This window comes from Endozoicomonas sp. G2_1, assembly GCF_017744155.1.
Taxonomy (GTDB): domain Bacteria; phylum Pseudomonadota; class Gammaproteobacteria; order Enterobacterales; family Alteromonadaceae; genus JAGHQT01.
The window spans coordinates 258,901-285,894 of record NZ_JAGHQT010000004.1 but is presented as its reverse complement, the minus strand read 5'-3'; the positions used below and the strand labels follow the sequence as shown (position 1 = coordinate 285,894).

At 40.9% G+C, this 26,994-nt stretch carries 25 protein-coding genes and 1 rRNA gene; 12 read left to right on the top strand and 14 right to left on the bottom strand.

Annotated features, from left to right (window positions below):
• Together J7384_RS07990 and pssA are read right to left on the bottom strand one after the other, a co-directional pair.
• Positions 1 to 71: ribosomal RNA gene (locus J7384_RS07990) — 16S ribosomal RNA — on the bottom strand; the annotation flags it as partial.
• Between the two features lie 581 nt (positions 72 to 652).
• Positions 653 to 1,501 carry a CDP-diacylglycerol--serine O-phosphatidyltransferase gene (pssA, locus tag J7384_RS07985; protein WP_209112797.1) on the bottom strand — a complete coding sequence of 283 codons (849 nt, stop codon included), beginning with the start codon at positions 1,499 to 1,501 and terminating at the stop codon, positions 653 to 655.
• A 163-nt stretch (positions 1,502 to 1,664) separates the two neighbouring features.
• Here pssA and J7384_RS07980 point away from each other — a divergent pair, with 163 nt between their 5' ends.
• Together J7384_RS07980 and J7384_RS07975 are read left to right on the top strand one after the other, a co-directional pair.
• On the top strand, positions 1,665 to 2,111 hold the full coding sequence (locus J7384_RS07980) for a DUF4124 domain-containing protein (RefSeq protein WP_209112795.1): 447 nt from the start codon (positions 1,665 to 1,667) through the stop codon (positions 2,109 to 2,111).
• A gap of 84 nt (positions 2,112 to 2,195) precedes the next feature.
• Complete coding sequence (locus J7384_RS07975) at positions 2,196 to 2,819, top strand: sulfotransferase family protein (protein ID WP_209112793.1); 624 nt, start codon at positions 2,196 to 2,198, stop codon at positions 2,817 to 2,819.
• Between the two features lie 122 nt (positions 2,820 to 2,941).
• On the opposite strand, the gene J7384_RS07970 is transcribed toward J7384_RS07975, so the two are convergent.
• From J7384_RS07970 to J7384_RS07950, 5 genes are all read right to left on the bottom strand, one after another.
• Positions 2,942 to 4,282: a DUF3300 domain-containing protein gene (locus J7384_RS07970; protein ID WP_209112791.1), complete on the bottom strand. Its 1,341-nt coding sequence runs from the start codon at positions 4,280 to 4,282 to the stop codon at positions 2,942 to 2,944.
• Between the two features lie 128 nt (positions 4,283 to 4,410).
• Positions 4,411 to 5,856, bottom strand: coding sequence for an ATP-binding protein (locus J7384_RS19665; RefSeq protein WP_209112789.1), 1,446 nt, complete (start codon positions 5,854 to 5,856; stop codon positions 4,411 to 4,413).
• A 150-nt stretch (positions 5,857 to 6,006) separates the two neighbouring features.
• Positions 6,007 to 6,690, bottom strand: a complete 684-nt coding sequence (locus J7384_RS07960; RefSeq protein ID WP_209112787.1) for a response regulator transcription factor — start codon at positions 6,688 to 6,690, stop codon at positions 6,007 to 6,009.
• An 11-nt stretch (positions 6,691 to 6,701) separates the two neighbouring features.
• Positions 6,702 to 7,010 carry a PepSY domain-containing protein gene (locus J7384_RS07955; RefSeq protein WP_209112785.1) on the bottom strand — a complete coding sequence of 103 codons (309 nt, stop codon included), beginning with the start codon at positions 7,008 to 7,010 and terminating at the stop codon, positions 6,702 to 6,704.
• Positions 7,011 to 7,108: 98 nt separating this feature from the next.
• Entirely contained in the window at positions 7,109 to 7,720 is a 612-nt protein-coding gene (locus J7384_RS07950; RefSeq protein ID WP_209112783.1) for a glycine zipper 2TM domain-containing protein, read from the bottom strand.
• Positions 7,721 to 7,923: 203 nt separating this feature from the next.
• Here J7384_RS07950 and J7384_RS07945 point away from each other — a divergent pair, with 203 nt between their 5' ends.
• On the top strand, positions 7,924 to 8,850 hold the full coding sequence (locus J7384_RS07945) for a choice-of-anchor H family protein (protein WP_209112781.1): 927 nt from the start codon (positions 7,924 to 7,926) through the stop codon (positions 8,848 to 8,850).
• A 74-nt stretch (positions 8,851 to 8,924) separates the two neighbouring features.
• Here the strand turns inward: J7384_RS07945 and cysS are convergent, their stop codons facing one another.
• Complete coding sequence (cysS, locus tag J7384_RS07940) at positions 8,925 to 10,310, bottom strand: cysteine--tRNA ligase (RefSeq protein WP_209112779.1); 1,386 nt, start codon at positions 10,308 to 10,310, stop codon at positions 8,925 to 8,927.
• A gap of 154 nt (positions 10,311 to 10,464) precedes the next feature.
• On the opposite strand from cysS, the gene J7384_RS07935 reads away from it, so the two are divergent.
• The 3 genes from J7384_RS07935 to J7384_RS07925 all read left to right on the top strand — a co-directional run bounded on the left by J7384_RS07935 (position 10,465) and on the right by J7384_RS07925 (position 13,010).
• Complete coding sequence (locus J7384_RS07935; RefSeq protein ID WP_209112777.1) at positions 10,465 to 10,956, top strand: peptidylprolyl isomerase; 492 nt, start codon at positions 10,465 to 10,467, stop codon at positions 10,954 to 10,956.
• 4 nt (positions 10,957 to 10,960) lie between these two features.
• Positions 10,961 to 11,686: a UDP-2,3-diacylglucosamine diphosphatase gene (locus J7384_RS07930; protein ID WP_209112775.1), complete on the top strand. Its 726-nt coding sequence runs from the start codon at positions 10,961 to 10,963 to the stop codon at positions 11,684 to 11,686.
• A gap of 289 nt (positions 11,687 to 11,975) precedes the next feature.
• Positions 11,976 to 13,010: a GGDEF domain-containing protein gene (locus J7384_RS07925; RefSeq protein WP_209112773.1), complete on the top strand. Its 1,035-nt coding sequence runs from the start codon at positions 11,976 to 11,978 to the stop codon at positions 13,008 to 13,010.
• Between the two features lie 347 nt (positions 13,011 to 13,357).
• On the opposite strand, the gene J7384_RS07915 is transcribed toward J7384_RS07925, so the two are convergent.
• Positions 13,358 to 14,416, bottom strand: coding sequence for a hypothetical protein (locus J7384_RS07915; RefSeq protein WP_209112771.1), 1,059 nt, complete (start codon positions 14,414 to 14,416; stop codon positions 13,358 to 13,360).
• Positions 14,417 to 14,487: 71 nt separating this feature from the next.
• Positions 14,488 to 15,399 (bottom strand): MBL fold metallo-hydrolase, encoded by a 912-nt coding sequence (locus J7384_RS07910; protein WP_209112769.1) that lies wholly within the window; start codon positions 15,397 to 15,399, stop codon positions 14,488 to 14,490.
• 171 nt (positions 15,400 to 15,570) lie between these two features.
• On the opposite strand from J7384_RS07910, the gene J7384_RS07905 reads away from it, so the two are divergent.
• Complete coding sequence (locus tag J7384_RS07905) at positions 15,571 to 16,509, top strand: LysR family transcriptional regulator (RefSeq protein WP_209112767.1); 939 nt, start codon at positions 15,571 to 15,573, stop codon at positions 16,507 to 16,509.
• Positions 16,510 to 16,725: 216 nt separating this feature from the next.
• Here J7384_RS07905 and J7384_RS07900 read toward each other — a convergent pair whose 3' ends face one another.
• Together J7384_RS07900 and miaE are read right to left on the bottom strand one after the other, a co-directional pair.
• Positions 16,726 to 18,600, bottom strand: coding sequence for a DUF885 domain-containing protein (locus J7384_RS07900; RefSeq protein WP_209112765.1), 1,875 nt, complete (start codon positions 18,598 to 18,600; stop codon positions 16,726 to 16,728).
• 181 nt (positions 18,601 to 18,781) lie between these two features.
• A complete protein-coding gene (gene miaE / locus J7384_RS07895; protein ID WP_348523856.1) occupies positions 18,782 to 19,540 on the bottom strand; it encodes a tRNA isopentenyl-2-thiomethyl-A-37 hydroxylase MiaE in 759 nt (252 codons plus the stop codon).
• Between the two features lie 196 nt (positions 19,541 to 19,736).
• On the opposite strand from miaE, the gene J7384_RS07890 reads away from it, so the two are divergent.
• The 3 genes from J7384_RS07890 to J7384_RS07880 all read left to right on the top strand — a co-directional run bounded on the left by J7384_RS07890 (position 19,737) and on the right by J7384_RS07880 (position 21,202).
• Positions 19,737 to 20,012: a hypothetical protein gene (locus J7384_RS07890; RefSeq protein ID WP_209112761.1), complete on the top strand. Its 276-nt coding sequence runs from the start codon at positions 19,737 to 19,739 to the stop codon at positions 20,010 to 20,012.
• Positions 20,013 to 20,308: 296 nt separating this feature from the next.
• Positions 20,309 to 20,908: a Yip1 family protein gene (locus J7384_RS07885; protein WP_209112759.1), complete on the top strand. Its 600-nt coding sequence runs from the start codon at positions 20,309 to 20,311 to the stop codon at positions 20,906 to 20,908.
• A 129-nt stretch (positions 20,909 to 21,037) separates the two neighbouring features.
• Complete coding sequence (locus tag J7384_RS07880; protein ID WP_209112757.1) at positions 21,038 to 21,202, top strand: DUF2897 family protein; 165 nt, start codon at positions 21,038 to 21,040, stop codon at positions 21,200 to 21,202.
• Between the two features lie 15 nt (positions 21,203 to 21,217).
• On the opposite strand, the gene J7384_RS07875 is transcribed toward J7384_RS07880, so the two are convergent.
• Positions 21,218 to 21,496 carry a peptidylprolyl isomerase gene (locus J7384_RS07875; RefSeq protein ID WP_209112832.1) on the bottom strand — a complete coding sequence of 93 codons (279 nt, stop codon included), beginning with the start codon at positions 21,494 to 21,496 and terminating at the stop codon, positions 21,218 to 21,220.
• A 277-nt stretch (positions 21,497 to 21,773) separates the two neighbouring features.
• Here J7384_RS07875 and xdp1 point away from each other — a divergent pair, with 277 nt between their 5' ends.
• Together xdp1 and prsT are read left to right on the top strand one after the other, a co-directional pair.
• Positions 21,774 to 22,514 carry an exosortase-dependent surface protein XDP1 gene (gene xdp1, locus J7384_RS07870; RefSeq protein WP_209112755.1) on the top strand — a complete coding sequence of 247 codons (741 nt, stop codon included), beginning with the start codon at positions 21,774 to 21,776 and terminating at the stop codon, positions 22,512 to 22,514.
• Positions 22,515 to 22,616: 102 nt separating this feature from the next.
• Positions 22,617 to 25,394, top strand: coding sequence for an XrtA/PEP-CTERM system TPR-repeat protein PrsT (prsT, locus tag J7384_RS07865; protein ID WP_209112754.1), 2,778 nt, complete (start codon positions 22,617 to 22,619; stop codon positions 25,392 to 25,394).
• Positions 25,395 to 25,458: 64 nt separating this feature from the next.
• Here prsT and J7384_RS07860 read toward each other — a convergent pair whose 3' ends face one another.
• Complete coding sequence (locus J7384_RS07860) at positions 25,459 to 26,961, bottom strand: CoA-acylating methylmalonate-semialdehyde dehydrogenase (RefSeq protein ID WP_209112752.1); 1,503 nt, start codon at positions 26,959 to 26,961, stop codon at positions 25,459 to 25,461.
• Between the last annotated feature and the right edge of the window lie 33 nt (positions 26,962 to 26,994).

The window sequence follows — 26,994 nt, the reverse complement described above, 5'->3', positions numbered from 1 at the left end:
TTCCGCTCGACTTGCATGTGTTAAGCCTGCCGCCAGCGTTCAATCTGAGCCATGATCAAACTCTTCAATTAAAATCGTTTGTGAAGCTAAAAGCTTCTGCTCAATGAATTCTGTACTATAAAACTTATTAAGTTTGTATATAGACATTCATCAAGATAAATTCGTTGCCGAAGCAACTTTTAGTTGAATCTATCATCGTCGTGAATGCCCACACACATTGCATGATAACTACTTATTAAAGAACTGCATCTTAATGATGCTGCTTACTCATCGCATTCGTGAGAAGCGTTTCAACTGACTAACTTAGCTCGAAGCGTTGTCATTAGTGCGTTGAAGAGGATGCGAATTTTACGCTTCCTAGTTTTGATGTCAACAACTTTTTGAAAAATTTTTTAATTTATTTTTCTAAGTTATCTGACCCGTTTACCTAGCATATTCGCTCACTAAACTTATCAAAACACTTCGTTGGGCTGCCCCGTGGAAGTGGATGCGCATTTTAGAGATTTTTATCTGGCCGTCAACACTTATTTTAAACTTTTTTCGTTTTTTTGGTTAAACGCTCAAATAAGCAACAAAACCTTGGTTGCATGTATAAAAAAAGCCCTACTAGAGAGCTTTTTACTTAATATAACGTTTAGGAGCTTAGATACGCTTAAACTTTATCTTTTTTATCTTCCGCTTTTTCACATTCAACAGATTCTGCTTCAACAACATTCTTTTCACAGTTAGCATTGAAGTCAGCATCTTGGTCATCACCAACAACGTGTTCTAATTTTAACTTTTTAACACTGCGAATCGTCGTTACAGGCCCAGATGCTGCATACAGTGCAAAAATTGCTAATAACAATTCCGCAGGACTGGCAGCAACAACGACAAAAACGAGTACAATAAGCAGTACTACGACAAAATTAACCTTACCTTTCCAGTCGACTTCTTTGAAGCTGTTGTATCTAAAGTTACTTACCATCAATAAGCCAAGAGCGATAGTTAACAAACCAATGATAAAACCAAAGTCATTACCATTGATTTCATATTCACCACCTACCCAGACTAAACTAGCCAATACGCCCGCGGCGGCCGGACTGGCAAGCCCTTGAAAATATCTTTTATCGGCAACACCGACTTGGGTATTAAAACGAGCTAAGCGCAGCGCGGCACAGGCGACGAAGATAAAAGCGGCTAGCCAACCAAATTTCCCCATTCCCGATAACGCCCAATTATAGGCAACCAATCCAGGCGCAATGCCAAATGACACCATGTCGGCCATACTGTCGTATTCAGCACCAAAAGCACTTTGCGTATTGGTGATACGGGCAACACGACCGTCTAAACCGTCAAAAATCATGGCGACAAAAATGGCAACCGCCGCGCTAACAAAATGGCCATTCATTGAAGAGACAACAGCATAAAAGCCAGAAAATAAGCCGGCGGTTGTTAATAAGTTAGGTAACAGATAAATACCACGGCTTTTAGATTGTTCGTTTGAATTACTCACTGTCATGAAGAAACTATTAATTAACTAGAATTTGTGGGGACAATTTATCATATCTGCTAATCCAGTCATAATGAAATCTACTGAGCCAATAATTAATTGTGTTATCTAGTCGCAATTGCTATAAAAGAGTGATAACAACTGTTTATCTCAGTAGCTCGGTGATAAAGTCATGGATATAATAAGAAAATCGGTAGTTTTAAGTACGCTGTTATTGCTTTCAAATACGACTGTCAGCGCCGAAGGCATGGTGATTTACCGCTGGGTAGACGAAGACAATGTCGTTCACTTTAGCCAACATCAACCTAGCCATAATAATTATACTGAAATTACGATGGCAAAAAGTGCAACACCTGCGCCGTCTGAATCGCCTTCAGTTGCTTCAGATCTATCATCTACTCTTACCAATAATGAAACTTCTCCAGCAAACCAGTCACTCGTTGCACAAAAAATGGCAGAGCGCTGTGAAGAAGCTAAACAAAATATTAAGACCTTGACCAACTTCGACGATATTCAATACACAGACGAAGACGGCAATACGACTTTGCTCTCTGAAGAAGACAAGAAACAACAGCTAGCATTGAGCCAGCGACAAGTCGAAGTATACTGTGAGCAATAATTTATCATCAGATAATTAACCATTAGTGGTATTATGAGGCTCTCTTAGCGCAACATATCGCGCGATACTAGTTACCACTGAATAATGCTTCAACATTCAAACAATAAATTATTTATTATCGGCTTGCCTCGCACAGGTACTACAAGCATTTGTATTAGTCTACTTGAACTCGGTTACTCCGTTGCTCACACTGCTTATAGCCCGCACTGCCTAGATAACGCTCAAGCGATTGCAGACACGCCAGTGTTTTGCGATTTTAAAACACTTGATAAGCAATACCCCAATGCCAAATTCATCTATTTAACTCGCAGTGCTGAACGCTGGTTGCCGTCGATTAAGCAACTACTTTTGCGCATGCAGAAAAACTTAACCCGCACTGACGGTGGTTTTAATCCAACATTAAAACGCTGCTACAGCGAGATATTTGCGCCATTGAGTATTGAAGCCATTAATGATGACCAACATTTACTCGACTGTTATCAAAAGCATCAAAGAGACATTTACGATTACTTTGCTGATCGCAAAGAAGACTTGCTAGAAATAGATATTAGCGCTCACGACAGTTATCAAAAACTCATCGATTTTCTTGGAAAAGCAACTAACGGTAACAAATTCCCCCATGTCAATGTTGCAGGGAAAGTCACTTATTGGAAAAAGATTAAGCACCCGCTAAAAATAGACAGTAATTTAAAAGCTAAAGATTGTTAGTCTGCTAAACTCACACCAGTTTTTACATCCAGATTAAAAAAGCTAGCCACTGAAGCATTATTATTGTTGCTATGTGCATTTCAGCAGCTAGTACTCCCTTACCCAGAGGATAAACCGGTCACTTATTCACGACGCTTATAGCGCTGTTTACTGTGTCGGCTCTTGCTTGCTGTTTTAACTCTATATCCTTGTTTTACTTTACGCGTTTGGCCTTGGTAGCTGCGCTGTTTCTTGTTAGTGCGATACTTGTGTTTGACTTGCTGTCGTTTTATCACTTTTTTATGTGCTGAGTAATAGTTCTTATCTCGGCTTGTTTTGTGTCGATATTTACTGGGCTGTTTGACCACTTTACGTATTTTAGTCGAGCTAGTAACACGGTTATAGGCCTTATCCTTATGTCTATATTTTTTATTTTTATAGCGACTAACGTGTTTTCTATCCCGGTAATAGCGGCTGTTAGCGTAGTGCTGGTCTCGTTTTTTACTACTTCTATATTTTTTGCCCGATGAAGAACTACTCAGGTATTTCGCACGTGTTCGATAATCACCATAGCTTACGCTGCGTCTGTGATATGGGTTGTGCTGCCATCTTCTGGTGTGGCGATCATTTATAAGCGCGTGACGGCCATAATATCTGTGATGATTACGATGGATTCGATATGAATAATGGCGAGGTAAATTGACCACAACATAACGATTGTGCCAATTGACCGCATTGAAAAAAAAGTTAAACGAGATATCGACACCGCTATACCAGCCTAAATGACCGCGATGCCGATGATAGTGGTTGCCATACCTGTAGCCGATGCGGTTATGCCAGTAAATTGGCGAGTGGTGACGCCAACGCCAATCGCCATAAACATGGCGAGAGTCATAGTAAGGCACATAGACAATCTCTTTTTTGGCCGGTTGCAAAATAATGGTTTTGTCTTGGTACTCTACATCCACTTTGTCTAACTCAGCTAGCGTGCCAGCGAGCTTTGCTTGATGCCGCAAATCTTGAACACTCGCCAGTACTTTTGCTTCATCTTGTAAAAAAGCATCACCTAGCTCACGTGTCCAACTGAGATCATCGCTCATTCGCGATAGCACCATGGGAAATCCTATCAGCACCTTAACACTAGGAGCCCAGTCTTGTTGGTCAATCAACTCAGCTCTTTTGGTTTTACGCAAGTCTTTGTGGTCTTCCTGCCACCGAGCAGCCTCTACGACCTCTAAAGGGTAAGTTGCAGCAATAAGAATATGCCCCAACAAACTGTCGGGATATAACGCAATTGGCGCCAGCATTTGGGCTAATTCTGCTTCTGAATATTCGTCAATTTGATACTCAGTAACAACGTTCTTAGGTGGTGGTGTCGCATATGCCGACGGCGCGATAACACTGAGGGATAATACTAATACCCCAGATAGTAGTGGCGCTATTTTTACCCTAGCGCTCAAATCAAAACGTTTGTCCACTGTCATCGTTAATTCCTAAGTTAGTAACGAGTATTAACAGTGTAGAGTGGATAAGATGAACACAAACTGAACAGCTTTGTTCAATTAAATAGTTATATTGGTCCTAGGCTTAGACCAAAAGCCCGCTAAACGGATTAGTAGTTTGGAAAGGTCAGCATAAAATGTGCGCCACCTAGCGACGAACGAGCAATGTCTAACTCGCCTTGATAACTGTCGACAAGATCTCTAACAATAGCTAAACCAATACCATGGCCTTGTTTGTAAGTATCAACCCGCGTGCCGCGTTCTAAAATTAATGTTTTCTGATCTTGATCGATGCCAGGGCCATCATCTTCAACATGAATCTCTAAGTACCGCTGTTTAATGAAAATACTAACATTCACTTGGCTGTTGGCCGCTTTAAATGCGTTGTCGATGAGATTGCCCAATATTTCCATTAAGTCGGCTTCATCACCTTTAAAAATAAGACCATCACCAAGTTCGGTTAGTAGTTGTTTGGCGCTTGTCGCGTGAAGCTTTTTAAAAGTATTAGCCAGTTTAGTTAATACCGGAGCAATCTCGGTCCCCAAATGCCATGATGATTGACCGGCACTTTGCGCTCGTTTCAACTGGTGTTCAATCATTTGGTTAATCGTCGAAAGCTGCTCTTTGGCGTTAGTACTCAAATCAGACTGACTCTGAATAACAGCTAGAGGTGTTTTTAAACTATGCGCTAAGTCAGACAAAGCATTGCGATAGCGTTTGCGCTGACTTTGCTCGGTTGCCAACAAGGTATTGACCTGGCCTGTGACTTGTTGCAACTCGCTAGGGTATTGTGCTTTGAGCTCATCAGTTCGGCCTTGTTCGACATCGGCCAGTTCTTGCTTTAACACTTTTAACGGCTTCAGTGTCCACAACAACCACAACACTTGGCTGACCAACAGTAGTAACATAAGTACCGCCAACCATAACCACAAGGTTTGTTTAAATTCTTGTAAGCTTGCTAAATACTCTTGCTGACTGCGAATAATGTGCAATGTCAGCGGTAAATCTTGAAGGTTGTCGGCAAAGTTAATGGTAATACTAAAAATAAAGTGCGCTTGGTTATCCAGCTCAACCAAAGCAAAACTATTTTCTGCCAACTTTGGCTGTGCCAACTGTTCCGGTAGCTCAAGTCCTAACAGTGAAGAAGAACGCCAAACAACCCCTTCACTAGCTTTACTCTCGCCATTGAGATCAAGTTTATTGTTGGCCTGATAATCACTGAACAAGGCATAAAGCCCAGATTGAATGACGTTAAACTGATTTTCTAAAAGCTGTTCTGGCATCAATAGCTGATTAGCATCTACTTCTGCGACCGCCAAAATAGAGTAGCTGTAGGCAGTAAGTTCTTTTTTTATTGCGTTTTTAAGTTGTGCTTCAAATGCTTGGTTGAGGGTGATACCAATAATCGGTAGAACAATTAAGACAACAAAAATAGCGCTAGTCAACAACCTAGCTTTCAATGAAGCGGTAAATACTTGATAGCAGCGGCTAAAAAATTGACCGGCACTATGTTTTGAAGCATTAGAGGTTTGATTTGCTGATTGATTAGTATTCACAAATAGCGACTATTTTTACAGATAATTGTTTAGTGATTGTTGTTTAGGGTTAACGGCTAAGTTGACTAATATTATTTGTTCAAAAAGCACGATTCTAACAACTGTATGCGCCAGCCCTAAATTTAAGAAAGCGCTAAATTTAAGGAAGCCCTAAGCCTCACCGGTGATTTTCTTCAATCGATAACCTTGACCGCGAAGCGTTTCAATAAAACCGTAACGGCTTTCAGGGTCTAATTTTTTGCGTAAGCGCCTAATGAATACTTCTATAACATTCGAGTCGAGATCAAAATCTTGATCGTAAATATGTTCAGTTAACACAGTTTTTGATTTAACTTCGCCAAGGTGGAGCATCAAATATTCAAGAAGCTTATATTCCGAACCACTTAAACTAATATGGCGGTCAGCAACCGACACCGATAACGTTGCGGTATTGATCATCAGCGGGCCATTTTCGATGACTGGACTTGACTGGCCAACAGAGCGACGAATTAAGGCATTTAAACGAGCCAATAGTTCTTCCGGCTGAAACGGTTTAGTCAGATAGTCGTCGGCACCAGCATCAAGGCCTTCAACTTTATCTTGCCAACGGTCTCTAGCCGTTAAAATAATGATGGGATAGTCGAAGTTTTCCGCTCGCAACTTGCGAATTAAACTTATGCCATCGAGCAAAGGTAAACCAACATCGACAATTGCGGCGTCATACGGATATTCAGAGCCTTGAAACAAACCTTCTTCACCATCAGCGGCGACATCGACTGAATATTTCGCCGACATAAGATGAGTTTTTAAATTCGTTTGTAAATCAACATCGTCTTCAACAAGTAGTAAACGCATAAAACACCTATCTAACCAATAATTCTGCCAGATTTGGCATCCACTAATACCGAAACAACATTGCCATTGTCTTTGAGCAATTTGACGCGATAGCCCGGTTTACCGTTCACTTTTTGCCGCTGTACTTTCAGTATTTTTCCACCGTATTGACGTTTTACTAGCTGAACGGCTTGCTGAGCACTTTTTATTCTCAGTGCTTGTTGGCCGCCCTGTCCCGATTGAAATAATACTTTTTGGTAGTTAGCACTGTTCGCCTTGGCCGGCGCAATGCCAAAACCAAGTGCGACAACCAGTACACTTACCACAAACATAAAACGCATAATTGCTGTACCTGACTCAAAGAGTTCTTCTCTAACGCTGATAGTAATAGATTGCCCCGCTTAAATAAACTGTTATCACGAGGGCAATCTCGCTGCCATTAAACCGGCGAAACACTCACTTTAACATCAATACGCTTACCGGGATGGTGTTTCATACGCGTACTAAAGATCTCTCCCTGATATCGGTATTTGACTTGATACGCGACGATCTCATCAACTATTTGATAGCGATCGCGACATTGGTGATGATGTCTAAAACCACCATTGCTGTGGTGAACTTGGTAACTATTGTGACCGCTATTAGATGCAATAGAACCACCAATGACTGCGCCCGCAACAGTACCAATATCTCGATACTTAGAGTTTTTTAGCACTTGGTTGCCAACCACACCGCCAATAACTGCACCAGCAACTGCGGTTAATGTGTCGCCATCATCATGAGGACGATACTGTTTTTGATAATATCTCGGTTTGCACTTTTGACGTGGTAAGGCAATTTTTATTTGTTCAACAATTGGTGTCACGCTGATCACTTTGGCGCGATCATAAAAACTACTTTGTTGATATGAATAGTGACCTTGGCCGTAACTACTAAACGCAGTCAATACCAAGGCTGTCACCAGTGACGTTTTTATCAACAGCTTAGTTTGAATGCTATTTGCTTGGCTATTACTTGTTTGACTAATAGTGTTTTGCGTTATAAGTGTCATCACCTTCTCCTCTAAAGCAGCGAAAAGCTAAAAGACAAGTTAGTTTTAGCCTTCGCTTTTAAGCTTTACTGTTCGATTTTGACACAAGCTTACCTATCACTAACTGAACGAAGCCTGAACAGCTTCATTCAGCATTTGTTCAGTTTCTCTTTGTTTTAATTGATCACAACCAAGCACGACTTTAAAACAATGGGAGATGACAGATGTCTTTTCTACAAAAAAATAACGACACGCTACCGACATTATCAACGGCGATAAACAAAACAAGATCGTCACTTATGGCTATGAGCGCGGCAATCGCAATAGGCGCTGGACTGTTAAGTGCGCCATCTGCTCAAGCAGAACAAGTTCAGCAACAAGTAACAAGCTCTTCAATCGGCGCTATGGTTAACGAACAGCTAACTACGCCTGCACAACTAAATGACAAAAGCGATAACGGTAATACGGCAGTATCTAACAACAAGCCGAGTAACCTCAATGAAGCGCTACCAGACCAGCTACTCGGCAAAGCGTTAAACCAAACCAGAGAGCAAGTTATCGCTCAAAAACAAGCGCAAGCGTCAGCTGTAAGTCAATTAGAGAAAAGTGCGCGCTTTAGTCATAGTTTTAGTATTTACCATGCTTTTAGTGAACTACTAGACGATGTTGACGGCGATGGCTACTACAGTACGTTCAGCGTGACCTTTGATGCTGATGTCGACGGTTTTGGTTTAATCGAAAGTGCTGATGTTTATGCAGAACTTTACCTCAGCAGAGACGGTGGTCCGTGGTTGCACTACTTTACCACTGACGCGTTTACCATAGTGAACGACAATGAAAGCGATAGCTATGAAGTGGTGACAACACTGCGCTCAGGATATTTTGCCGACGGTTATGACGTGTTAATCGACCTGTACGAAGTCGGTTACAGCGATATTGTCACCAGCATCAGTTCCGACGACACCAATGGTTTGTATGCCTTACCGCTAGAAAGTGCCGACCGTGATCCGCGACCGAATACTGCGCCTAGCACTCAGATTCAAATCAGTGAAAGTCATGGTCATGGTGGTTCGAGTTCAGTCTTAGTGATATTAACACTGATGGCCTTGTTATTTACTCGTTATGCAAAAGCGAGAGAAACTCAGTCGTAAACTATATACCTAGAAACTAAAAAAGCGCGCGATAAACTCAGTTTATCGCGCGCTTTTTTAGTCAATGAACCCTATTACTTCTTACGCCAAGTCGTTTTGCCTGCACTATCTTCTAGCACAATATTCATGGCGTTAAGTTTATCACGTGCTTCATCGGCTAAGGCCCAGTTTTTATCGGCTCTTGCTTGGTTACGCTGAGCAATTAACGCTTCAATTTCAGCCACTTCGTCAGCATCACCGCCACCTTGTAAAAACTCAGCTGGCTCCATTTGCAATAACCCCAACAAACCGCCTAATGTTTTTAAGGTCAAGGCAAGTGTTGCGACTTGCTCACTCTGTTGTTGCTTGGCGACATTCAATTCTTTCGCTAATTCAAATAACACCGCCAGCGCTTCTGGCGTATTAAAATCGTCATTCATTGCTTGGCAGAATTTAACCACTTGCGGATGATTCTGATCAAACACCAAATCAGCTGGAACACTAACATCACGCAACGATGTATATATCCGCTCTAGCGAGGCACGCGCTTGGTCTAAGTTATCAGTTGAATAGTTCAACTGACTGCGATAATGACCTGACGTTAAGAAATAACGAGTGGTTTCAGCATCGTATTTTTGCAGTACTTCCCGAATAGTAAAAAAGTTGCCCAGTGACTTCGACATTTTCTCTTGGTCAACTTGTACCATTCCGGTATGTACCCAATAATTCACGTACGGTGTGTCTAATGCACAGCAGCTTTGTGCCACTTCGTTTTCGTGATGTGGAAATGCCAAGTCAGAGCCGCCACCGTGAATGTCAAAATGCGCCCCCAGCTCTTTAGCGTTCATCGCCGAACACTCAATATGCCAACCCGGACGGCCTTCACCCCATGGTGATTGCCACGCCGGCTCACCCGGCTTCGCCATTTTCCACAAAACAAAGTCAAGTGGGTTGCGCTTGTTATCGTCAACCTCAACTCGTGAGCCCGCTTGCAATTGCTCGAGATTTTGACCACTTAACTGACCGTACTGAGCAAAGCTAGATACGTCGAATAAAACATCGCCACTTTGACCAATATAGGCGTGGTTTTTCTCAACTAATTGACCAATCATTTCAATAATTTCGGCCATGTGAGTAGTCACACGCGGTTCAATATCAGGGCGCAATAAATTCAAGGCATCAAAGTCTTGATACATTTCATCGATATTGCGTTCAACCAAGGCTAGCCAATCTTCGTTATTTTCCGCCGCGCGCTTAATAATTTTATCTTCAACATCGGTCACATTGCGCACGTAGTTAACGTCAAAGCCAGAAAAACGAAGAAAGCGCACCATGTTATCAAACCCAATATAGGTGCGAGCGTGGCCAATATGACACAGGTCATAAACGGTAACACCACAAACATACAAGCCGACTTTGTTTTCTTGTAGCGGGACAAAGGCTTCTTTTTTACGCGTTAGCGTATTGTATATTTGCAACATAGTGTCAAAACTTCCTGATAATAAGTGAAAATCGCGGCAATTGTACCCTAAGGTTTCAACAGAATCATCAAATCATCAGCAAACTTGTTTATTTCTTTACAGATGCCTATCTTGCGTTACAATTTGCGCCATATTCAACGACAGAGAATCGATTATGATCACTTTTAAAACCAATCTTGGCGATATCAAAATTGCTTTAGACTTTGATAAAGCACCAATCACTGCCGCTAACTTCAAACAGTACGCCGAAGAAGGTTACTACGAAGGCACCATTTTTCACCGCGTGATCAAAGGCTTTATGGCGCAAGGTGGTGGTTTTGTTTCTGGCATGGAAGAAAAAACAACTCGTGAATCAATCAAAAACGAAGCCAACAACGGTTTGAGCAACAAGCGTGGTACGCTAGCAATGGCCCGCACGCAAGAGCCTCATTCAGCCTCTGCCCAGTTTTTTATCAACCTAGTTGACAACGACTTCTTAGACTTCAAGAGCGAGACCATGCAAGGCTGGGGTTACTGTGTGTTCGGTGAAGTTGTTGAAGGCATGGACATTGTCGACAAAATGACTTTAGTTGAAACTGGCCGTTTTGGCTTCCATGACGATGTACCAAAAGATGAAATCATTGTTGAAGCAGTAGAAGTAGAGTAAGCCATTGCTCACTTACTTTATTGCCGATTTACATTTATCGGAGCAGCGGCCAGATATCACTGGCTGCTTTCTCACCTTTCTCAAAGAGCAAGCACCAAAAGCAGAAACCCTCTACATTTTAGGTGACTTGTTTGAATATTGGATTGGCGATGATGATGACAGCCCCTTTGTCAATCAAATAGCCGACGCCCTCAAATCTCTCAGCAATAGCGGCACAAACATCTATTTTATTCATGGCAATCGCGATTTCTTGTTGGGTAAGCGTTACGCCAAAAAAGCCGGAATGACGCTACTGCCTGAACTAGAGACTGTTGATTTATACGGTCAAAAAGCGCTAATTCTGCACGGTGATACCTTGTGTACTCAAGATATCGATTACCAAGCCTTTCGCAAAAAATCTCGCACATGGTGGTGGCAGGGAATAATGAAAAGTTTGCCGCTTTTTGTCCGAAAAAATATTGCTGAGAACTACCGCAAAAAAAGCGCCAACGCAAAAATGGGCAAGTCACTCGATATTATGGACGTTACGCCGAGCGAGGTTGTCAGCCAGCTTGAGAAGTACCATTGTCAATTGATGATTCACGGCCACACTCATCGACCTGCAGTACACGACCTGCAAGCCAATCGAGCTGATGCCACGAGAATAGTGCTCGGCGACTGGTACGAGCAAGGCGCTTGGTTAAAAGTGACACCAGAAGGTTTCGAGCTGTTGCAGCGAGACTTTGACTAACCAGTCTAAGTTTTTGTTACTGTTATTAAAATTTTCATTGAGTATGCTAAATACGCTTGTAATTCAAATGCAGGCGCTGCTAAAATAATCACCAAGTTCAAATTGAACAAAAACACAATTAACACAGGATGCAGTAAATAGTGTTTTTTGCGTTTTATAGATGTACGCTTGAATAATTCCAAGGATGACAAGTTAAGCTACTGTGCTTAACTGATATAAGTAACATATCTGCCAAGTTTTTCCGAAATATTAGCCAAAAATAATAGTTAAAAGCTAATGGAGAAAACGCATGATAATGCAAGATAGTTATGAATCTGCTTGTCAACACAGTGAGAAAGCTCACCAAATATTTACCCAACACTTGTTGGCACCCAGCCCAATAAATTACAGTGTTATTTATCTTTACGTTTGTAATAGACTACCTGCGCTGAATAAAGAAATTGAGCAACACATCGCTCAAGACAAGTTGTTGACCTCAGAATTTATCGATCAGCTGTTTCACAAATACATTGCTGAAACCAATAATGTCGAAAGCCAAGTGCTGGCACCATTTGAAAAGTCAATCAACGCAACCATGGAAAAACTGAAATCACAGGCGATTTCAGATAAAACCATGGCAAATAATTTAGAACTTGCCGACCGCGCCCTCAATCAGAGTTTGGCCAATGACAACAATGCCGACCAAGCGGCAGTACAAAAAGTATTGAGCTTTCTAAGTACCAATTTAACAGACTCGCAAAGCAAGCATGAGTCACTATCAAAAGAGTTGGCGAAAACTTATCAAGAAGTCAATCAACTAAAAGAAAAGCTCAAGCAAAGCAAAGAAGAAGCCTACTTAGACGCACTCACTGGCTTGCTCAATCGACGGGGTTGCGATGCTAAGCTCGCCGATGTCACGCTAGAAGACGCTCATTGTTCATTGGCCATTGATATAGACCACTTTAAATCAATTAATGATACCTTTGGTCACTTTGTCGGTGATAAGGTTATTCAGCGCATTGCTAAAGTGATCAAGTCAAACACCAGCAGTAAAGATGTTGCGGTGCGATTTGGCGGCGAAGAATTTGTTGTTGTGCTAACTAACCAGAGTGTGGCACAAGCCAAAATGATTGCCGAGACCATGCGCAAAGAAATTCACGCATTGAGGTTAATGCAGCGACAAACACAAACCTACCTGCCGCCAATTTCGGTATCAATCGGTATCGCCGAAGTGAACCACGATCACACCTGGAAAGATGTTTTTGAACGGGCTGATAAAGCACTTTACCAAGCTAAAGAAACCGGTAGAAATCGCTGTGTAATTGCTGAAACTGTTGCTGCGTAGAACTGCGCAGCGCCTTTGGTACTATGAACTAACCTCAACAATGTGGTTTAACATCAACCTTACAGGTAAGAGATTTCACTAAAATTATTATAACAGGCGTATGCTTTAAGGTGTCACAAGTAAATGTTTTGTCTAACCAAGATAAAATAAAGTAACCTAATTAGATCTTACCTATTTAGCCTCATTATTTAATTCTTGTACAAATACTGCCCCCGAATTCATACCTCTTCCATTGTAGTTTGGTGTTGAAATCACAGCCACTCCGTTAGACAAATCAAGATTCCAGCCAAATCTATCATTGGGTAAGCTTATCTTTGCAGTAATTTTTGCGGTGTGTTCCCAACTATTTACATTTTTTTATAGACATAAACCGCACCAGTATCTCTGCCATTCGAGTCGTGATTCATTGCACTTATGATTGCGGTGTCTTTGCTCAATGCTACACCACGGCCAAACCTGTCGTCTGCTTTGCCATCTGGCGAAATCAGTTTTGCTTTTTCTGTCCAAATACTACCTTTTCGCTCAAAAATATAGGCTGAACCAGCATCGATACCCATGTTTTTAACGTCGTCTCTTCTAGCTGAAATTAACGCGGTATTTTCGGAAATAGCAACCCTGACACCAAAAATATCTGTTTTACTACCATCAGACGCAATCAGTTTAGCTTCTTGTCTCCATTGGTTGTCATCTAGAACATAAGCATAAACAGCGCCAGCGTTATCTGCTTTTTCATCATGTAAATCAGCTCCAATAAGAATGGTATTGCTGTCAATAGCTGCGCTTACTCCAAATAAATCTCCAGCGACACCATCATTGGCCGTAATTTTCGTTTGAAAACGCCATGAGTTTTTTTCTCGTTTATAAATGTAAGCTGCGCCTGAGTCTTTACCTAACGTGTCGCTTCGAGGCGCGCCTATGACAAGGTGGTGTTCTGACAGTGCAATACTCTGGCCAAATGCATCGCCTGCTTGTGCATCAGGTGCAGTGATAATTTGCCTTTGATTCCAATTATTCAAATGGCGCTCGAAGGAAATAACGGCACCTGAGTCTTTGCCTTTATCATCCCTTCTCATAGCACCTAACATAGCAATATCATTTTTTAATGCGACCTTGCCGCCAACTGTATCTTCGGCAAAGAATGGCTTCGCCACAAGCTTGGCTTGCTGATACCAACCATTATCACCAAATACGTAGACATACGCTGCTCCCACATCTACAACTCCATCAATATCTGCCTTATGTGCTCCAATCAGCACGGTATTACCATCAATAGCTGCACTATAACCAAAATGATCCTCGGCCTTGGTGTCTTTCGCTAAAATGATGTCTTGCTTAGCAAAGCTGTTAGCAGCCACTAATGTGAACGCTGCACATATGCATATTTTGGTAATGTCTATTAAATTCATCGTTACCTCCTACTTAACTCAAATTAACTACAACCAAAAGCTCAATATAGGTTGTTTTAATTGATAGAGTGTTACTCAAGCATTCCTGTAATATCGTAGTAGTGCGTGGTAATCATTCTATCACTGCTGATAAATGCCCAATCCCATTTTTCCTTATATTTATCTAAAGGAGCTAACGCTTTGATAGCTTCTAAAGACAAGCCTTGTTGAATCAATTCTTTAATAATACTGTGCGTCTCGGTTAACATTATAATACTGGCTTCTAGGTCTGCTATCGTTGCTGTTTGGCCATGCCCTGAGATGATTTTCGTATCTGTGTTAGCGACTTTAATTACTTTCTCAATGCCTGCAATATAGCCGGCTACCGAGCCACCATTGTCAATGTCAATAAATGGGAAACGCCTATTAAAAACAAGGTCTCCTGCATGTATTACATTGGCTTCTTTAAATACAACAAAGAGGTCACTATTTGTATGTGCTTTTGGAGTGTGATAAAGCTCAATACTTTGTCCATTCATTTTTATCAGAGTATTAGTTGCGATATCAATTGTTGGATAATACTCTGATGTAAACGAAGGAGAGATGTGGCCTAACATCTTGATCGCTTTTGGCTTTTCAAGATAACGGCGAACATTGGGGTGAGCCATTATAATCGCTCCACGCTGTTTAAAGTAAGCATTCCCTCTAACGTGGTCTCGATGAAAATGTGTATTTAGGATTAAGTTGACATCTCGCTTGCGAGACAGCTTTTTCTGAGTGTGGTCAATGAGTTCGACTAAGTGTTCCATTTGCGTGTCGACCATGAAAACCCCATCTGTTCCTATTAATACTGCAACATTCCCTGAGCGTTCTGTTCTTAATTCAAAAATGTTGCTCCCAAGGTCAGTGACTTTAATATCAAAACCTTTGCCTTTATCATGGTTGTGCGCATTTACAAAGCCACACCAACAAATAAAAGTTACTAGCTGAGCTATCTTTTTCATTTCCAGCCCTGTATTTATGTTTGATTATTCAACTCATATTAAAAACGCCTAGCGATAAAATATAATTTTATAATGGTATTAAATTCATTCAAAAATTTGATGAATTATGTTAAATGACAATCGATAGATAAAAATATATGATGAATTTAAGGAGTAATTAAGGACGTAATTATGCGCCCCCAAGAACTAAAATTATTGGTTATATTTGATGTAATAATGACTGAAAAATCAATAACGCTAGTTGCTGAGCGATTATCGATGACTCAGCCTGCCGTATCCAATGCTGTATCTCGAATGCGAGTATTATGGGGTGATAAATTGTTTGTTCCAGACGGCCGAAAAATACAGCCAACGACTTACGCAAATAACCTTTGGAGCAAAGTGCGAGATTCCTTGCACAATATTAACCAAGCTATAGAACCAGAAGAATTTGAGGCCAGAAGTGCTAAGCGAACTTTTAGAGTCGCTTTACCTGATATTGTCATTGATGCTCTTTGGTTAGACTTAAGAAAATTATTCGAAAAAGAAGCTTCGGGACTTAATTTACATGCGGTTCCTTATACTATAGCTAGCACCAAATCAATATTAGATACCGCTGAAGTAGATCTTGTCATAGGACAAAGTAATCGCTCATTGGAAAATATCTGTACAGAGCACTTATTTAATACAAGCTATGTCTGCGTCATGCGTAAAGGTCATCCTTTGACAAAAACACATCTAACAGTGGAAGAGTTTTCATTAGCCGAGCATTTGTTAGTTTCATTATCTGGTGATGTATCTAGTCCAACAGACCAAGCTTTGCAGCAACAAGGCTTCAGTCGACGCATTGCTTTTACAGTAAATAGTTTTTCCTCCGCAGTCCCAGTTATTAAAGAGACTGATCTTATTGCGATTCTGCCTACTGAACTTCTCTACAATTATTTAGCTTGCGATGAACTTGCAATTATCCACCCGCCAATCGATATTCCTCATACCTCGATTTCAATGTTATGGCATAAACGACAAAGCGCAGACAATGGGTTACTTTGGCTAAGAAAACATATAAAGAAAATACTCGTTAAACGAGTAACGCATCAAGTAAACAAAGTGCACAGATTTATTGATTCTTAGCCTCCTATTGTTGTCGAATTCTTCACTCATAATGACTTTTTTGGGTATTTGATTAGACTTAGGGTCTGCGTCAACTCAGAGTGAATTACTGATTAGGATGTAACCATAGATGTAAGTGACCAATCCACTATAAGTAACTACTGAAAATAAAAGCCAACTGCGATTTCTCGCAATTGGCTTTTTTAGTTTCTCTAATTAAAGCACTGTACTTAAGGTTTAGTTTGACGCCTGAACTTTAGCAATCCATTGGTCAACTCGAGTTTCTAAAATCGCTAATGGCATTGCACCACCACCTAAAACAGTATCGTGGAAACCGCGAATATCGAATTTATCACCTAAGGCTTTTTCAGCTTTAGCGCGTAGTTCTAAAATTTTCAGCATACCAACTTTGTAAGCAGTCGCTTGACCAGGCCAGACAATATAACGTCGTACTTCCGAGACAATAGCATCGTAAGCAACGGGGGCGTTATCTTTGAAGTAATCAATCGCTTGTTGTTCAGTCCAGCCTTTGCTGTGCAGGCCAGTATCAACGACTAAGCGCACTGCTCGCCAAATTTCAGTGATTAAACGACCAAAGTCAGAATAGTCGTCTTGGTAGCCACCCATTTCTTTTGCCAATAGTTCGGCGTACAAACCCCAACCTTCTGAATAAACGGTAAAACGAGCTTGCGTTCTAAATTCAGGTACCGAAGTTAATTCTTGGGCGATTGAAATTTGCATGTGATGACCAGGGTTACCTTCGTGATAAGCAATCGCTTCCATTTCAGATTTTGGCATAGCGTTCATATCAGATAAGTGGGCGTAATAAACACCTGGTCTTGAGCCATCAGGCGCCCCCGGGAAGTAGTGCTGGGCAGCACCGTCTTGCTCCCTAAACGGCTCCACTCGTTTCACGACCAAGTCGGCTTTTGGCAAAATACCGAAAAACTTAGGTAGCTGTTTATTGATGGCATCGAGATAGGCTTCGGTATCATCAATGTAACCTTGGCGACCTTGGTCATCGTTGTTGTAATAAAAGCGCTTATCGTCTTTGATAAACTTGAAAAACTCTTTTAAATCACCTTCAAAACCAACTTTGTCTTTAATCGCCACCATCTCTTTTTGAATACGAGCCACTTCAGCCAAGCCGATGTTGTGTACTTCGTCCGCAGTTAAATCGGTGGTGGTATGGGCATTGAGTTGATGATTGTAATACGCTTCGCCATTTGGCTGCTTACCTACGCCAGTTGCAACAATATCTGTATTGTCGATATCGGCTTCAAACCATGTAACCAGTGCTTGATAAGCCGGTTGCAGTTGTTCGTTTAATGCCTTTTTAACGTCAGCTAATAATTGATCCGCTCGTGCTTGATCAATCTTTTCCCCTTCAACTAACTTAGCGACTTTTGCTTGGGCATCAGCCCATAACGGCGATGCTTGCTCAACATCACTAAACGGTTGGCCGGCAATAATGCCTCGCGCTTGCTGTAAAACGCCTTCGTAGGCAAATCGAGGTGGTCTAACACCTTGCTTAGCTCGCGATTGTGCTCGCTCTAACAATTGACTTATGCCTCTTGAAACGCCACCAATACGTTTGATATACGCCTGCATATCAGACAAATCTTCAACCTTGTGAAAGTTGATTAAAAATTGTGGGAAAAAGGCCTGAACACCTTGCATTTGAGTGAATACATAGCCGCTATTTCTAAACTTGTCGTTTTTCAGCGCTTGGCTGTATTGATAAAGCCAAATGTCATAAGAAATCTTCGCATCTTGGTCGAGTTTTTGATAATCGAACTGACTTTCTAGTTCTTCTGCCGCGGCCTTCATCCAGGCTAATTGCTCTATTTCCGCCTGCTCGGAAAGATCGTCAAATTGGTCGTATTTATCTTTGCGACCAAGAAACGTCATCATCAGTGGGCTCATTTGCAATTGCTGCTCATATTTTTCCGCAAACCACTGATTTAAACGCTCACTTTCAGACATAGCTTTTACCGCAGCTACCTGCGCTGGAGACTCTGATGGTGATTGATTACTATTAGTAGCGTCAGTGTTGGGCTGACAACCGGCCATTACAACGATTGCACTGGCCCATAAGAAGGCTTTTTTCATTGGTGGTCACTCATTGTTATTAGTTTGTAAATAATCATAACGACTATTTAACGAGCAACCAAGTGGCCTTAATGAAAATAATGCAAGAAATTATGTCAACCAAACGCATATTTAAGAAAAGTGTTTGGTCAACAGTCATCTGATTAATGTGAATTTATGTGGTTTGAATTCATACATAAAGTTATACAGGTGTACCACTGTGAAACTTAAAATCTTGATCGTCGCTTAGAATTAGTTCAGCCTCAAGCTCGCCAAAAAATTGAACTCTATCACTAATATCTCGACCGGCTATTTGTTCGGCGAGTGTTAGGTAATCTTGGTAATGTCTGGCTTCAGAGCGCAACAAAGAGATATAAAACTTGTGTAGTTCATCGTCTAGCATTGGCGCTAATTTAGCAAAACGTTCACAAGAGCGCGCTTCGATATAGGCACCAATAATCAACTTATCGACTAACGTATTCGGTTCATAACTCGTAACGTGGCGAATCATGCCCTTGGCATAACGACTTGGCGTTATGCTCTGGTAGCTGATGCCGCGGTTTTCCATGATCTCAAAAACTTGATAAAAGTGATGTAATTCTTCTTTAATCAAAAGTACCATTTTATCAATCAGATCTTGGCCGTAGGCGGAATCGCTTTTCGGTAAAATTTGTTTTGATAAGGTGTTTTTGTTTGCAAGTTCTTCAAGGGTGCCATTTTTTCGGTAAATAAACTCTTCATAAGGCGCTAACCAAGCCAACAAGGCATCACCACTTTCTTTGTCAACCGCGTATTTGCGAATCAAATACATCGCAGTTTGCGCCGCCTTTAACTCACAAATCATATGGTCAGTTAGCAATACCGTTAGGTTTTCCGGTTGTCGCGCTTTTTCCAACCAAGCCTCTGGTGTTGAACATTTGAGAAAAGATAAAACAGGCGCGAGTAATGCTTGAACCGACACAAAAACCTCAGTGCAAATAAGTGAATAACAAAAACGGGGCAATATTACCATATACGCTAGCTAAGTGCTGAGTTAACTTATATCACCTTGCAATAGATCAATATTTATCGACACAAGCATCACTGTTTAGTGATAAAGTAGCAGGACAATCAAAGGACATATTTTTATGTCCAGCAGAAATAAATGACCAACGTCGATGTCAAAAGAAGTCAAAACCTTATTAAATAAACACCAGAAGCTCATTCACAGTGAGCATGTAAAAGTGATCTCTCACGTTCAACGCGAGCAAGATGATTGGTTTCTCAATACAGTAATGCTTGATGGAATTGATGTTCCCTTTAAATACAAGCGAAAACAAGCATACCGCTCGCTGGCTGGACAGCGAGTTAACCTGACTTATTACTCAGACACAGAGTCTGTCGCCGGCTTTGATATTGATATCATGCGAGTCGTACGTGTTAAGGTCAGCTAAGGCCACTTCCTCCATTATCTTCAATTGTTCTAGTCCTGCTCTCAAAATAGCAGCGACATTTAAAAAGCTGTCTAATTTCGTCAAAGTTTGTCATAAACTGTAAAACCTGTGCTTTTCTATGGTTATTTTTAAGACAGTTCTTGACGAAACTGTTGCCATCCGACATAAATAAACTATCGACTAAAAAAACAACAACAATAAACCAATAAAAAGAATGTCGATAAACGGGGTATTGTTTATCAGCGCAAAAGAGCTGAACAATATCTGAAATTGGGGACAGCGAGAGGAAAATAACTATGATCCTAAACCATATTTGGGGATTGTACGCCCATCCAAGAGAAGAATGGCAAACCATAGAAAAGCGTCACGAGAGTTTATTTTATAGTCTTGCCCACATATTAACCGTTGCGTTAATTCCATCAATTTGTGGCTATTATGCCGCAGCTCATATCGGCTGGACCATAGGAGCCGGCGATCCGATCAAACTCACTAGCACCAGTGCAATGATCATGTCAGTTGCCATGTACTTTGCGCTGATTGTTGGTGTTTTTGCACTTGCCTACCTAATTCACTGGATGGCAAAAACGTTTGATTCATCACCAGATTTTACCCAATCACTGGAACTCGCCGCATACACAGCAACGCCATTATTAATGGTTGGTATTGCAGCGCTTTATCCGGTGTTATGGTTTTTCGTTTGCGCTGGCTTGGTGGCGTTGAGTTACTCTGTTTACTTGCTCTATTCTGGCGTGCCAATCATGATGAACATCCCAGAAGAAAAAGGCTTTATATACGCAAGCTCAGTGGTAACTTGTGGTTTAGTGCTACTCGTGAGTATTATGGCCGCATCGGCGATTTTGTGGAGCATGGGCTTAGGGCCTGAATATGTCGCCTGATCACTGAAAAACGAGTAAAAACAAAAAAGAGCAACCAATAGCGTTGCTCTTTTTTTATGAGATAAAATACTATGAACCAGCCGCCAACGTGATACATTAGCAACCAAGTTAAATTAAGGTACCGGTATTATGGTTTGGCTAATAGTTATTATCTCATTTGGCGTCATTGTTAGCGGAATACTGCTGTTAAAACAGTCAGCTAAAAAATTTAACTTAACTGACGAGCAGCTCAAAGAGATCAAACAGCGCAATCAGCAGCTAGATAAGCGCGACAATGAAGAAAACGATTACTAACGAAACCCAATTAATTTATTGGCGATAAATGGTTTGAATCAAATGAAAACCAAATTTGGTTTTCACCGGGCCATGAATTTTTAATACTTCCTTTTTAAAGACAACGTCATCAAATTGTTTAACCATTTGACCACGCCTAAATTCCCCTAAATCACCACCTTTTTTACCCGATGGACAAGTTGAATGCTTTTTGGCTAACTCGCCAAAATCTTTGCCTTTTTCTAACAAGACTTTAAGTTCTTGTGCTTTCTTTTCTGATTTAACTAAAATATGTCTCGCACATGCAACTGCCATTGGCCTTCCTATACAAAAAATAAAACTTGGGCCATTATAACAAAATAGTCGAAAAATTAATTTTACATAATGGCTATCAACTAACACTAAAGCATTTGTAGAGCCAGTATCACCGGTCACAAATAAATTTGCCAAAAATCTAGTAAGCTGTCATCTTTCTTTACAACAAGAACAACAAAACAAATAAATACAATAAAAAACAACAACTTATTTTAGGCACGCATTTTGCTAAATTAGTTGTGACCCACATAATTTTAATATTAACTCGGAGCTGTAAATGGTTAATATCCTGAAACTACTCACAGTAAGCGCACTAATAACCTTAGCCAATGTAGCCGTTGCCGGAAGTCAAACTGCAGATTTTACCAATTATGGTCGCCAAGGCCATACATACAATCAAATTACAGATAGTACAGGTAAAGTTAATGCAACAGCATGGGCTGATACTGGTGGACGAAAAGATAATAAAATAGAACAAGCAAGATATTTGGCTCGTTACTACGGTGGTTGGGGTATTACTAACCGTGACGGCGGTGATGGACACACTGCTGATAACTACTCTGGTGGTAATGACTACGACTTCTTTTTGGTAGATTTTACTCACTCAGTAAACTTAACTGGTGCGACATTTGGTTACTTGACTTCAGGTAACTTGGGGGTGAGTTACGCAGCATTGGATGAAAGTAAATTCAGCGGTAGCCTAACTGGATTAACATGGCAACAAGTCGCAAGTAATCTGTACTCAACGGGGTCTGGTTCATCAGCGATTACTCGTAACGCCAACAATACAGGATACTTTATTAACAATAATGTTGGCTCAACATCTAGATATTGGTTGATAGGCGCATTTAACAGTGTATTCGGTTCGTTAGATCATATTAAACATGGTGGTTTTAAACTGGAAACGGTGTCTTTTACGAAAAAGTTACCAACTACAGAAGTTTCAGAACCAAGCGTGCTGTTAGTATTTGGACTAGCTTTAATAGCTCTTGCTGGGCGCAGAGTAAAAAAGGCTTAACTAATAAACCCAATTATCGAAAAAAGATGGCTTAGCCATCTTTTTTTTTTATTATTAAATAACTAACTACAATTAAATAAAATTCTGAGAGTACTTTACTTTATGCGTTATTTGCTCTGTTGTTTCATATCATTCTACTCGTGCCTAGCTCTTGCCAACAGTGACTACGAAAAAGCGCTAACAGCGTTTAACAACCAAAAAGTAGATGAAGCTTATATTCATTTAAAAAATGCACTGAATTCTCAACCAGATAATTTACCCGCCAAACTTCTTATGGGGAAAATTTTAATCGAGGAAGGCTTTTACGACGATGGTATATCCGTGCTAGAAGAAGCAGGAATGCAAGGTGCAGATATTAATTTATACCTGAGAGAGCTTGCGGCAGCCTTATTGATAACTAATGATTTCGATAAGCTACTAGCTATAAAAGAGAGTAGTAAGTTAAGTATTGAAAATCAACTTAACCTAATTTTGTATAAAGGCAACGCATACGTTGCTATCGAAAACATTGAACAAGCGCGAATCGAGTACAACAAAGCGTATCGACTAGCGCCTCTTGATATCAGAGCTATTTCTAGTTTAGCTAACTTCGAATTATCTCAACAACACTTTACTGAAGTAGAAAAAATATTAAATAGTGCTGGTCAAAAACTGCCCGCGCACAGCCATATTTGGTATTTAAAAGGGCAGCTCGCTAAACAAATGGGCAAACAAAGCTTAGCTTTGAAACACTACCGTTCTGCGATGGAATTATCAGGCGAAGATCCCATTATTCAAAGAGCTCTCGCCTATCAGTATTCTCTATTAGGTTACTTAGCGGAAGCTCAAGAGCTGCTAGAAAAAATCCTTAAAGATACGCCTGACGATCCTTTTGTTAACTTGCTCAAAAGCCAAGTGTTAAAAGACTCCGCGCAAGAAAGCGAAGCACTTGAAGTATTGAGTCAAGTAAGTGACAAACTGTCGCAGCTTTCTGACCAGCAACGTGCTGAAGACATGACTCTCATTTATGTCACAGCAGCTGCTGCATATCTGCAAAACAACTTCGAGTTAGCGCAAACCAATCTAAAGCAGTACCTCAAGCTATCACCAAACGACTTAACCGCAATCAGCATGCTCTCGAACATTTACATTCAACAAAAACAATTCGATAAAGCAGAAGATCTACTCGAACAAAAAGAGCTGGCAATAATTTCTGATTTAGTTTTATCACTTAAATTGGTTGATATTTATCTAAATAATAATCGGATGTTCAAAGCAGAGTATTTATTGGAAAAGCTTGCGAGAGATTTTAGTAATGATGATAGATTTGTCTTGATGAAAGCAAACGTGCTCGCGAAATCTAAACGCTACAACGATGCGTTATCTCTGCTCAGCAATCACAAGCCGCAGACGAATATTAGCAGTTATGCGATGACAACTGGCCTCATATTTATCACTAAAGGAGATTTCGAGTCAGCCCAAAAAGTCGCGTCAACCTTGTTGCAAGAGAACCCAAGTAGCATAGATTTTTTAATGCTATCAGGCCTAATTGCACTCAAACAAGAACAGTGGCAACAAGCGCTTCATTTATTTGACAAAATACTAATACAGGATTCGAGTAATTTTTCTGCACGATTCAACAGCGCAACTGCACACGCTGCACTAAACAACACGCAACAAGCGCTTGATATCGTAAAGAGCTTATTAAATGACGTCCCTGACAGTGCTGATGCACAGGTACTTCATGCTAAATTACTGCGAGATAGTGGCTCAACAGAGCAAGCTATCTTACAGTTGAAAAGTACACAAAACATCGATGCTAAAAATATAGAAGTCGCTACCGTCTTAGCACAGATATACATGAATAACGGCAACTACGAAGAAGCACTTGTCGAGCTGAACAGGCTATCAAAACTAAGATTTTTGCACTTCTCTGACGTTGCAGACAAAGCTTTTATTTACATTCGCACTAACCAACTATCACTGGCACAAAAAAATGTTGGTATCGCTATTGGCGTTGCCGAAAGCGCAGAACAATTTTTTAGATTAGCTCAATTACAACAGCAAATTGGTGACTTAGCTGGCGCTTATAACAGTATTCAAAAAGCAGCAGCGAAACAACCGGAACACTTGGTTTATCAATTCGAACAAGCTCAGTTAGCGATTCAGCTGAATAAAACTTCAGATGCACAAAATATTATTGCTAAACTCAGACAAAAGCTTGGTAATAACAACGCCAACGTTAAGGTTTTAGAAGGTGACGTTCTAGCCAAAAGCAATAAGAAAAAAGCAGCTTTTAACAAATATATCAGCGCCTATAAACTGACACCTTATTTTGACAAAGCGCTAATCAAAAGCTACCAATTAACACTCAGCAATATAGGGCACAAGCAATTTTCACAAACACTTGAGTCAACGCTAGCTAAGCAAACAGACTTGCATTTTAGCCGAAACCTATTAGCAGATTTTTACCTAAACCAGCAACAGCTGGACAAAGCAAAAGGGCATTATTTGATCTTAATTGAACAAGCAGAAATTCCAAACAAGGCTTTTATTTTTAATAACTTAGCCAATATTTTTATCAATGACGACATCACACAAGCAGAACAGTACGCTCAACAAGCGCTTGAGTTAAGTGATAATAACACAGCAATATTAGACACCAATGGCTGGATTGCGACCAAACAAGGTAAGCTAGAACAAGGCTTAGCATTGCTAAGGCAAGCCTATACGCTTAATTCAAATGATCCTGCGGTAAATTATCACCTTGGTTACACCCTCAATAAATTAGCTCGGACGGGAGAAGCAATAAAGTCGCTACAAGATGCGTTAGATCTCAATGTTGATTTTGCCGAAAGTGAGCAAACCAAAAGTTTGCTAGAAGAACTAAAAAAGCAATAGCCCCAAATTAGCAAATAAAGACTGATAAATAAAAAAGCCTGCAATTAGCAGGCTTTATTATTATTTACTTTAAACTAATCGTGGTGTGTACTTGAGCACCGTCTTGGTGGTCCGGTTCAAACCATCGGCTTGTCACCGTTTTTGTTTGCGTCCAAAATTGAACCACTTGGCTACCGTTTGGACCTAAGTCACCTAATTTTGATGCGCGTGAACCTGTAAAGCTAAAGTACGCCACTGGTACAGGAATTGGTACATTGATCCCCACTTGGCCAACATCAATATCATTTTCAAATTTTCTCGCAGCCCAGCCTGACGATGTAAAAAGGCTCGTGCCATTACCGTTGGGATTAGCATTAATAATATCAATCGCTTGTTCTAAGGTTTCTGCCTCTAGCACACACAAGGCAGGACCAAAAATTTCCTGTTGATAAATATCCATATCAGTGGTGACTTTAGTGAACATAGTAGGACCAACGAAGTTGCCATTTGGATATCCTTCGACTTGACAGTTTCGACCGTCAACTAATAGTTCAGCGCCCTGCTCAACACCTGAGTTAAGTAAATTAACAATTCTTGCTTTAGCCTGTGGTGAAATAACAGGACCGAGATCAGCATCTCGCTGCGTGCCTGGCCCAACTTTTAACAGCTTGGCACGCTCTGCTATTTCAGGTAACCAAGCTCGTGCTTCGCCCACTAAAATAGTGACTGGATTCGCCATACAACGCTGACCGGCGGCACCAAATGCGGATCCGAGTAAATCATTTATCGCTCTATCTTTATTGGCGTCAGGCATAATGACCATATGGTTTTTTGCCCCCATCATACATTGTGCTCGTTTGCCATAGTCACTCGCATGCTTGTATATCTGGCTACCAACATGACTAGAGCCAATGAAAGAAACGGCTTTTACTGCTTGGTGTTGGCACAAACGTTCAGCGACTTCTGGTCCACCGTGCACAACATTTAGCACTCCTGGTGGCAAACCTGCCTCGATGGCTAACTCAACAAGACGAACACTAGCGGATGGATCTTGCTCGGACGGTTTGAGCACAAAACTGTTGCCACAAGCAATGGCCGCTGGAAACATAAACGCTGGTAACATCACAGGAAAATTAAACGCGGTAATACCGACTCCAACCCCCAGTGGTTGATTCAAGGTGTAAACGTCGACTCCAGTAGCAGCATTATTTGCCATTTGCCCCAACTGCAATCGCGTAATTGAGCAAGCGTTTTCAATAGCTTCTAACGCTCGACCTACTTCACCTTCGGCATCAGGAAGCGTTTTACCATGCTCTTCAGTGATCAAGCCCGCTAGCTCATCGGTATGCTCTTGGATCAAATGTTGAAATTTAAGCATCACTCTCATGCGCTGAGTCAGTGAGACTTTCGACCATGTTTTAAAAGCTCGGTTAGCACTGTCTATCGCTCTGTCTACTTCGTCTAGTGTTGCCATCGGCACTTGAGCAACCACTTCTTGCGTTGCCGGATTCAATACGTCTAACCAGTTTTTGGATGCTGACTGTACACGTTCGCCATCAATAATTAATGGAACTTGTTTAATTGTCATAGTTATTACTCATTTTGTGCTTTTATCTTTTAG

Coding starts and splice junctions, on each gene's coding strand:
- J7384_RS07955 (WP_209112785.1), bottom strand. CDS start 7,010: ATGCGTTTTATGTTTGTGGTAAGTGTACTGGTTGTCGCACTTGGTTTT.
- J7384_RS07970 (WP_209112791.1), bottom strand. CDS start 4,282: ATGACAGTGGACAAACGTTTTGATTTGAGCGCTAGGGTAAAAATAGCG.
- J7384_RS07900 (WP_209112765.1), bottom strand. CDS start 18,600: ATGAAAAAAGCCTTCTTATGGGCCAGTGCAATCGTTGTAATGGCCGGT.
- J7384_RS07915 (WP_209112771.1), bottom strand. CDS start 14,416: ATGAATTTAATAGACATTACCAAAATATGCATATGTGCAGCGTTCACA.
- J7384_RS07935 (WP_209112777.1), top strand. CDS start 10,465: ATGATCACTTTTAAAACCAATCTTGGCGATATCAAAATTGCTTTAGAC.
- J7384_RS07890 (WP_209112761.1), top strand. CDS start 19,737: ATGTCAAAAGAAGTCAAAACCTTATTAAATAAACACCAGAAGCTCATT.
- J7384_RS07925 (WP_209112773.1), top strand. CDS start 11,976: ATGATAATGCAAGATAGTTATGAATCTGCTTGTCAACACAGTGAGAAA.
- prsT (WP_209112754.1), top strand. CDS start 22,617: ATGCGTTATTTGCTCTGTTGTTTCATATCATTCTACTCGTGCCTAGCT.
- J7384_RS07880 (WP_209112757.1), top strand. CDS start 21,038: ATGGTTTGGCTAATAGTTATTATCTCATTTGGCGTCATTGTTAGCGGA.
- J7384_RS07885 (WP_209112759.1), top strand. CDS start 20,309: ATGATCCTAAACCATATTTGGGGATTGTACGCCCATCCAAGAGAAGAA.
- J7384_RS07905 (WP_209112767.1), top strand. CDS start 15,571: ATGCGCCCCCAAGAACTAAAATTATTGGTTATATTTGATGTAATAATG.
- pssA (WP_209112797.1), bottom strand. CDS start 1,501: ATGACAGTGAGTAATTCAAACGAACAATCTAAAAGCCGTGGTATTTAT.
- cysS (WP_209112779.1), bottom strand. CDS start 10,310: ATGTTGCAAATATACAATACGCTAACGCGTAAAAAAGAAGCCTTTGTC.
- J7384_RS07875 (WP_209112832.1), bottom strand. CDS start 21,496: ATGGCAGTTGCATGTGCGAGACATATTTTAGTTAAATCAGAAAAGAAA.
- J7384_RS07945 (WP_209112781.1), top strand. CDS start 7,924: ATGTCTTTTCTACAAAAAAATAACGACACGCTACCGACATTATCAACG.
- xdp1 (WP_209112755.1), top strand. CDS start 21,774: ATGGTTAATATCCTGAAACTACTCACAGTAAGCGCACTAATAACCTTA.
- J7384_RS07980 (WP_209112795.1), top strand. CDS start 1,665: ATGGATATAATAAGAAAATCGGTAGTTTTAAGTACGCTGTTATTGCTT.
- J7384_RS07960 (WP_209112787.1), bottom strand. CDS start 6,690: ATGCGTTTACTACTTGTTGAAGACGATGTTGATTTACAAACGAATTTA.
- J7384_RS07950 (WP_209112783.1), bottom strand. CDS start 7,720: ATGACACTTATAACGCAAAACACTATTAGTCAAACAAGTAATAGCCAA.
- J7384_RS07975 (WP_209112793.1), top strand. CDS start 2,196: ATGCTTCAACATTCAAACAATAAATTATTTATTATCGGCTTGCCTCGC.
- J7384_RS07860 (WP_209112752.1), bottom strand. CDS start 26,961: ATGACAATTAAACAAGTTCCATTAATTATTGATGGCGAACGTGTACAG.
- J7384_RS07910 (WP_209112769.1), bottom strand. CDS start 15,399: ATGAAAAAGATAGCTCAGCTAGTAACTTTTATTTGTTGGTGTGGCTTT.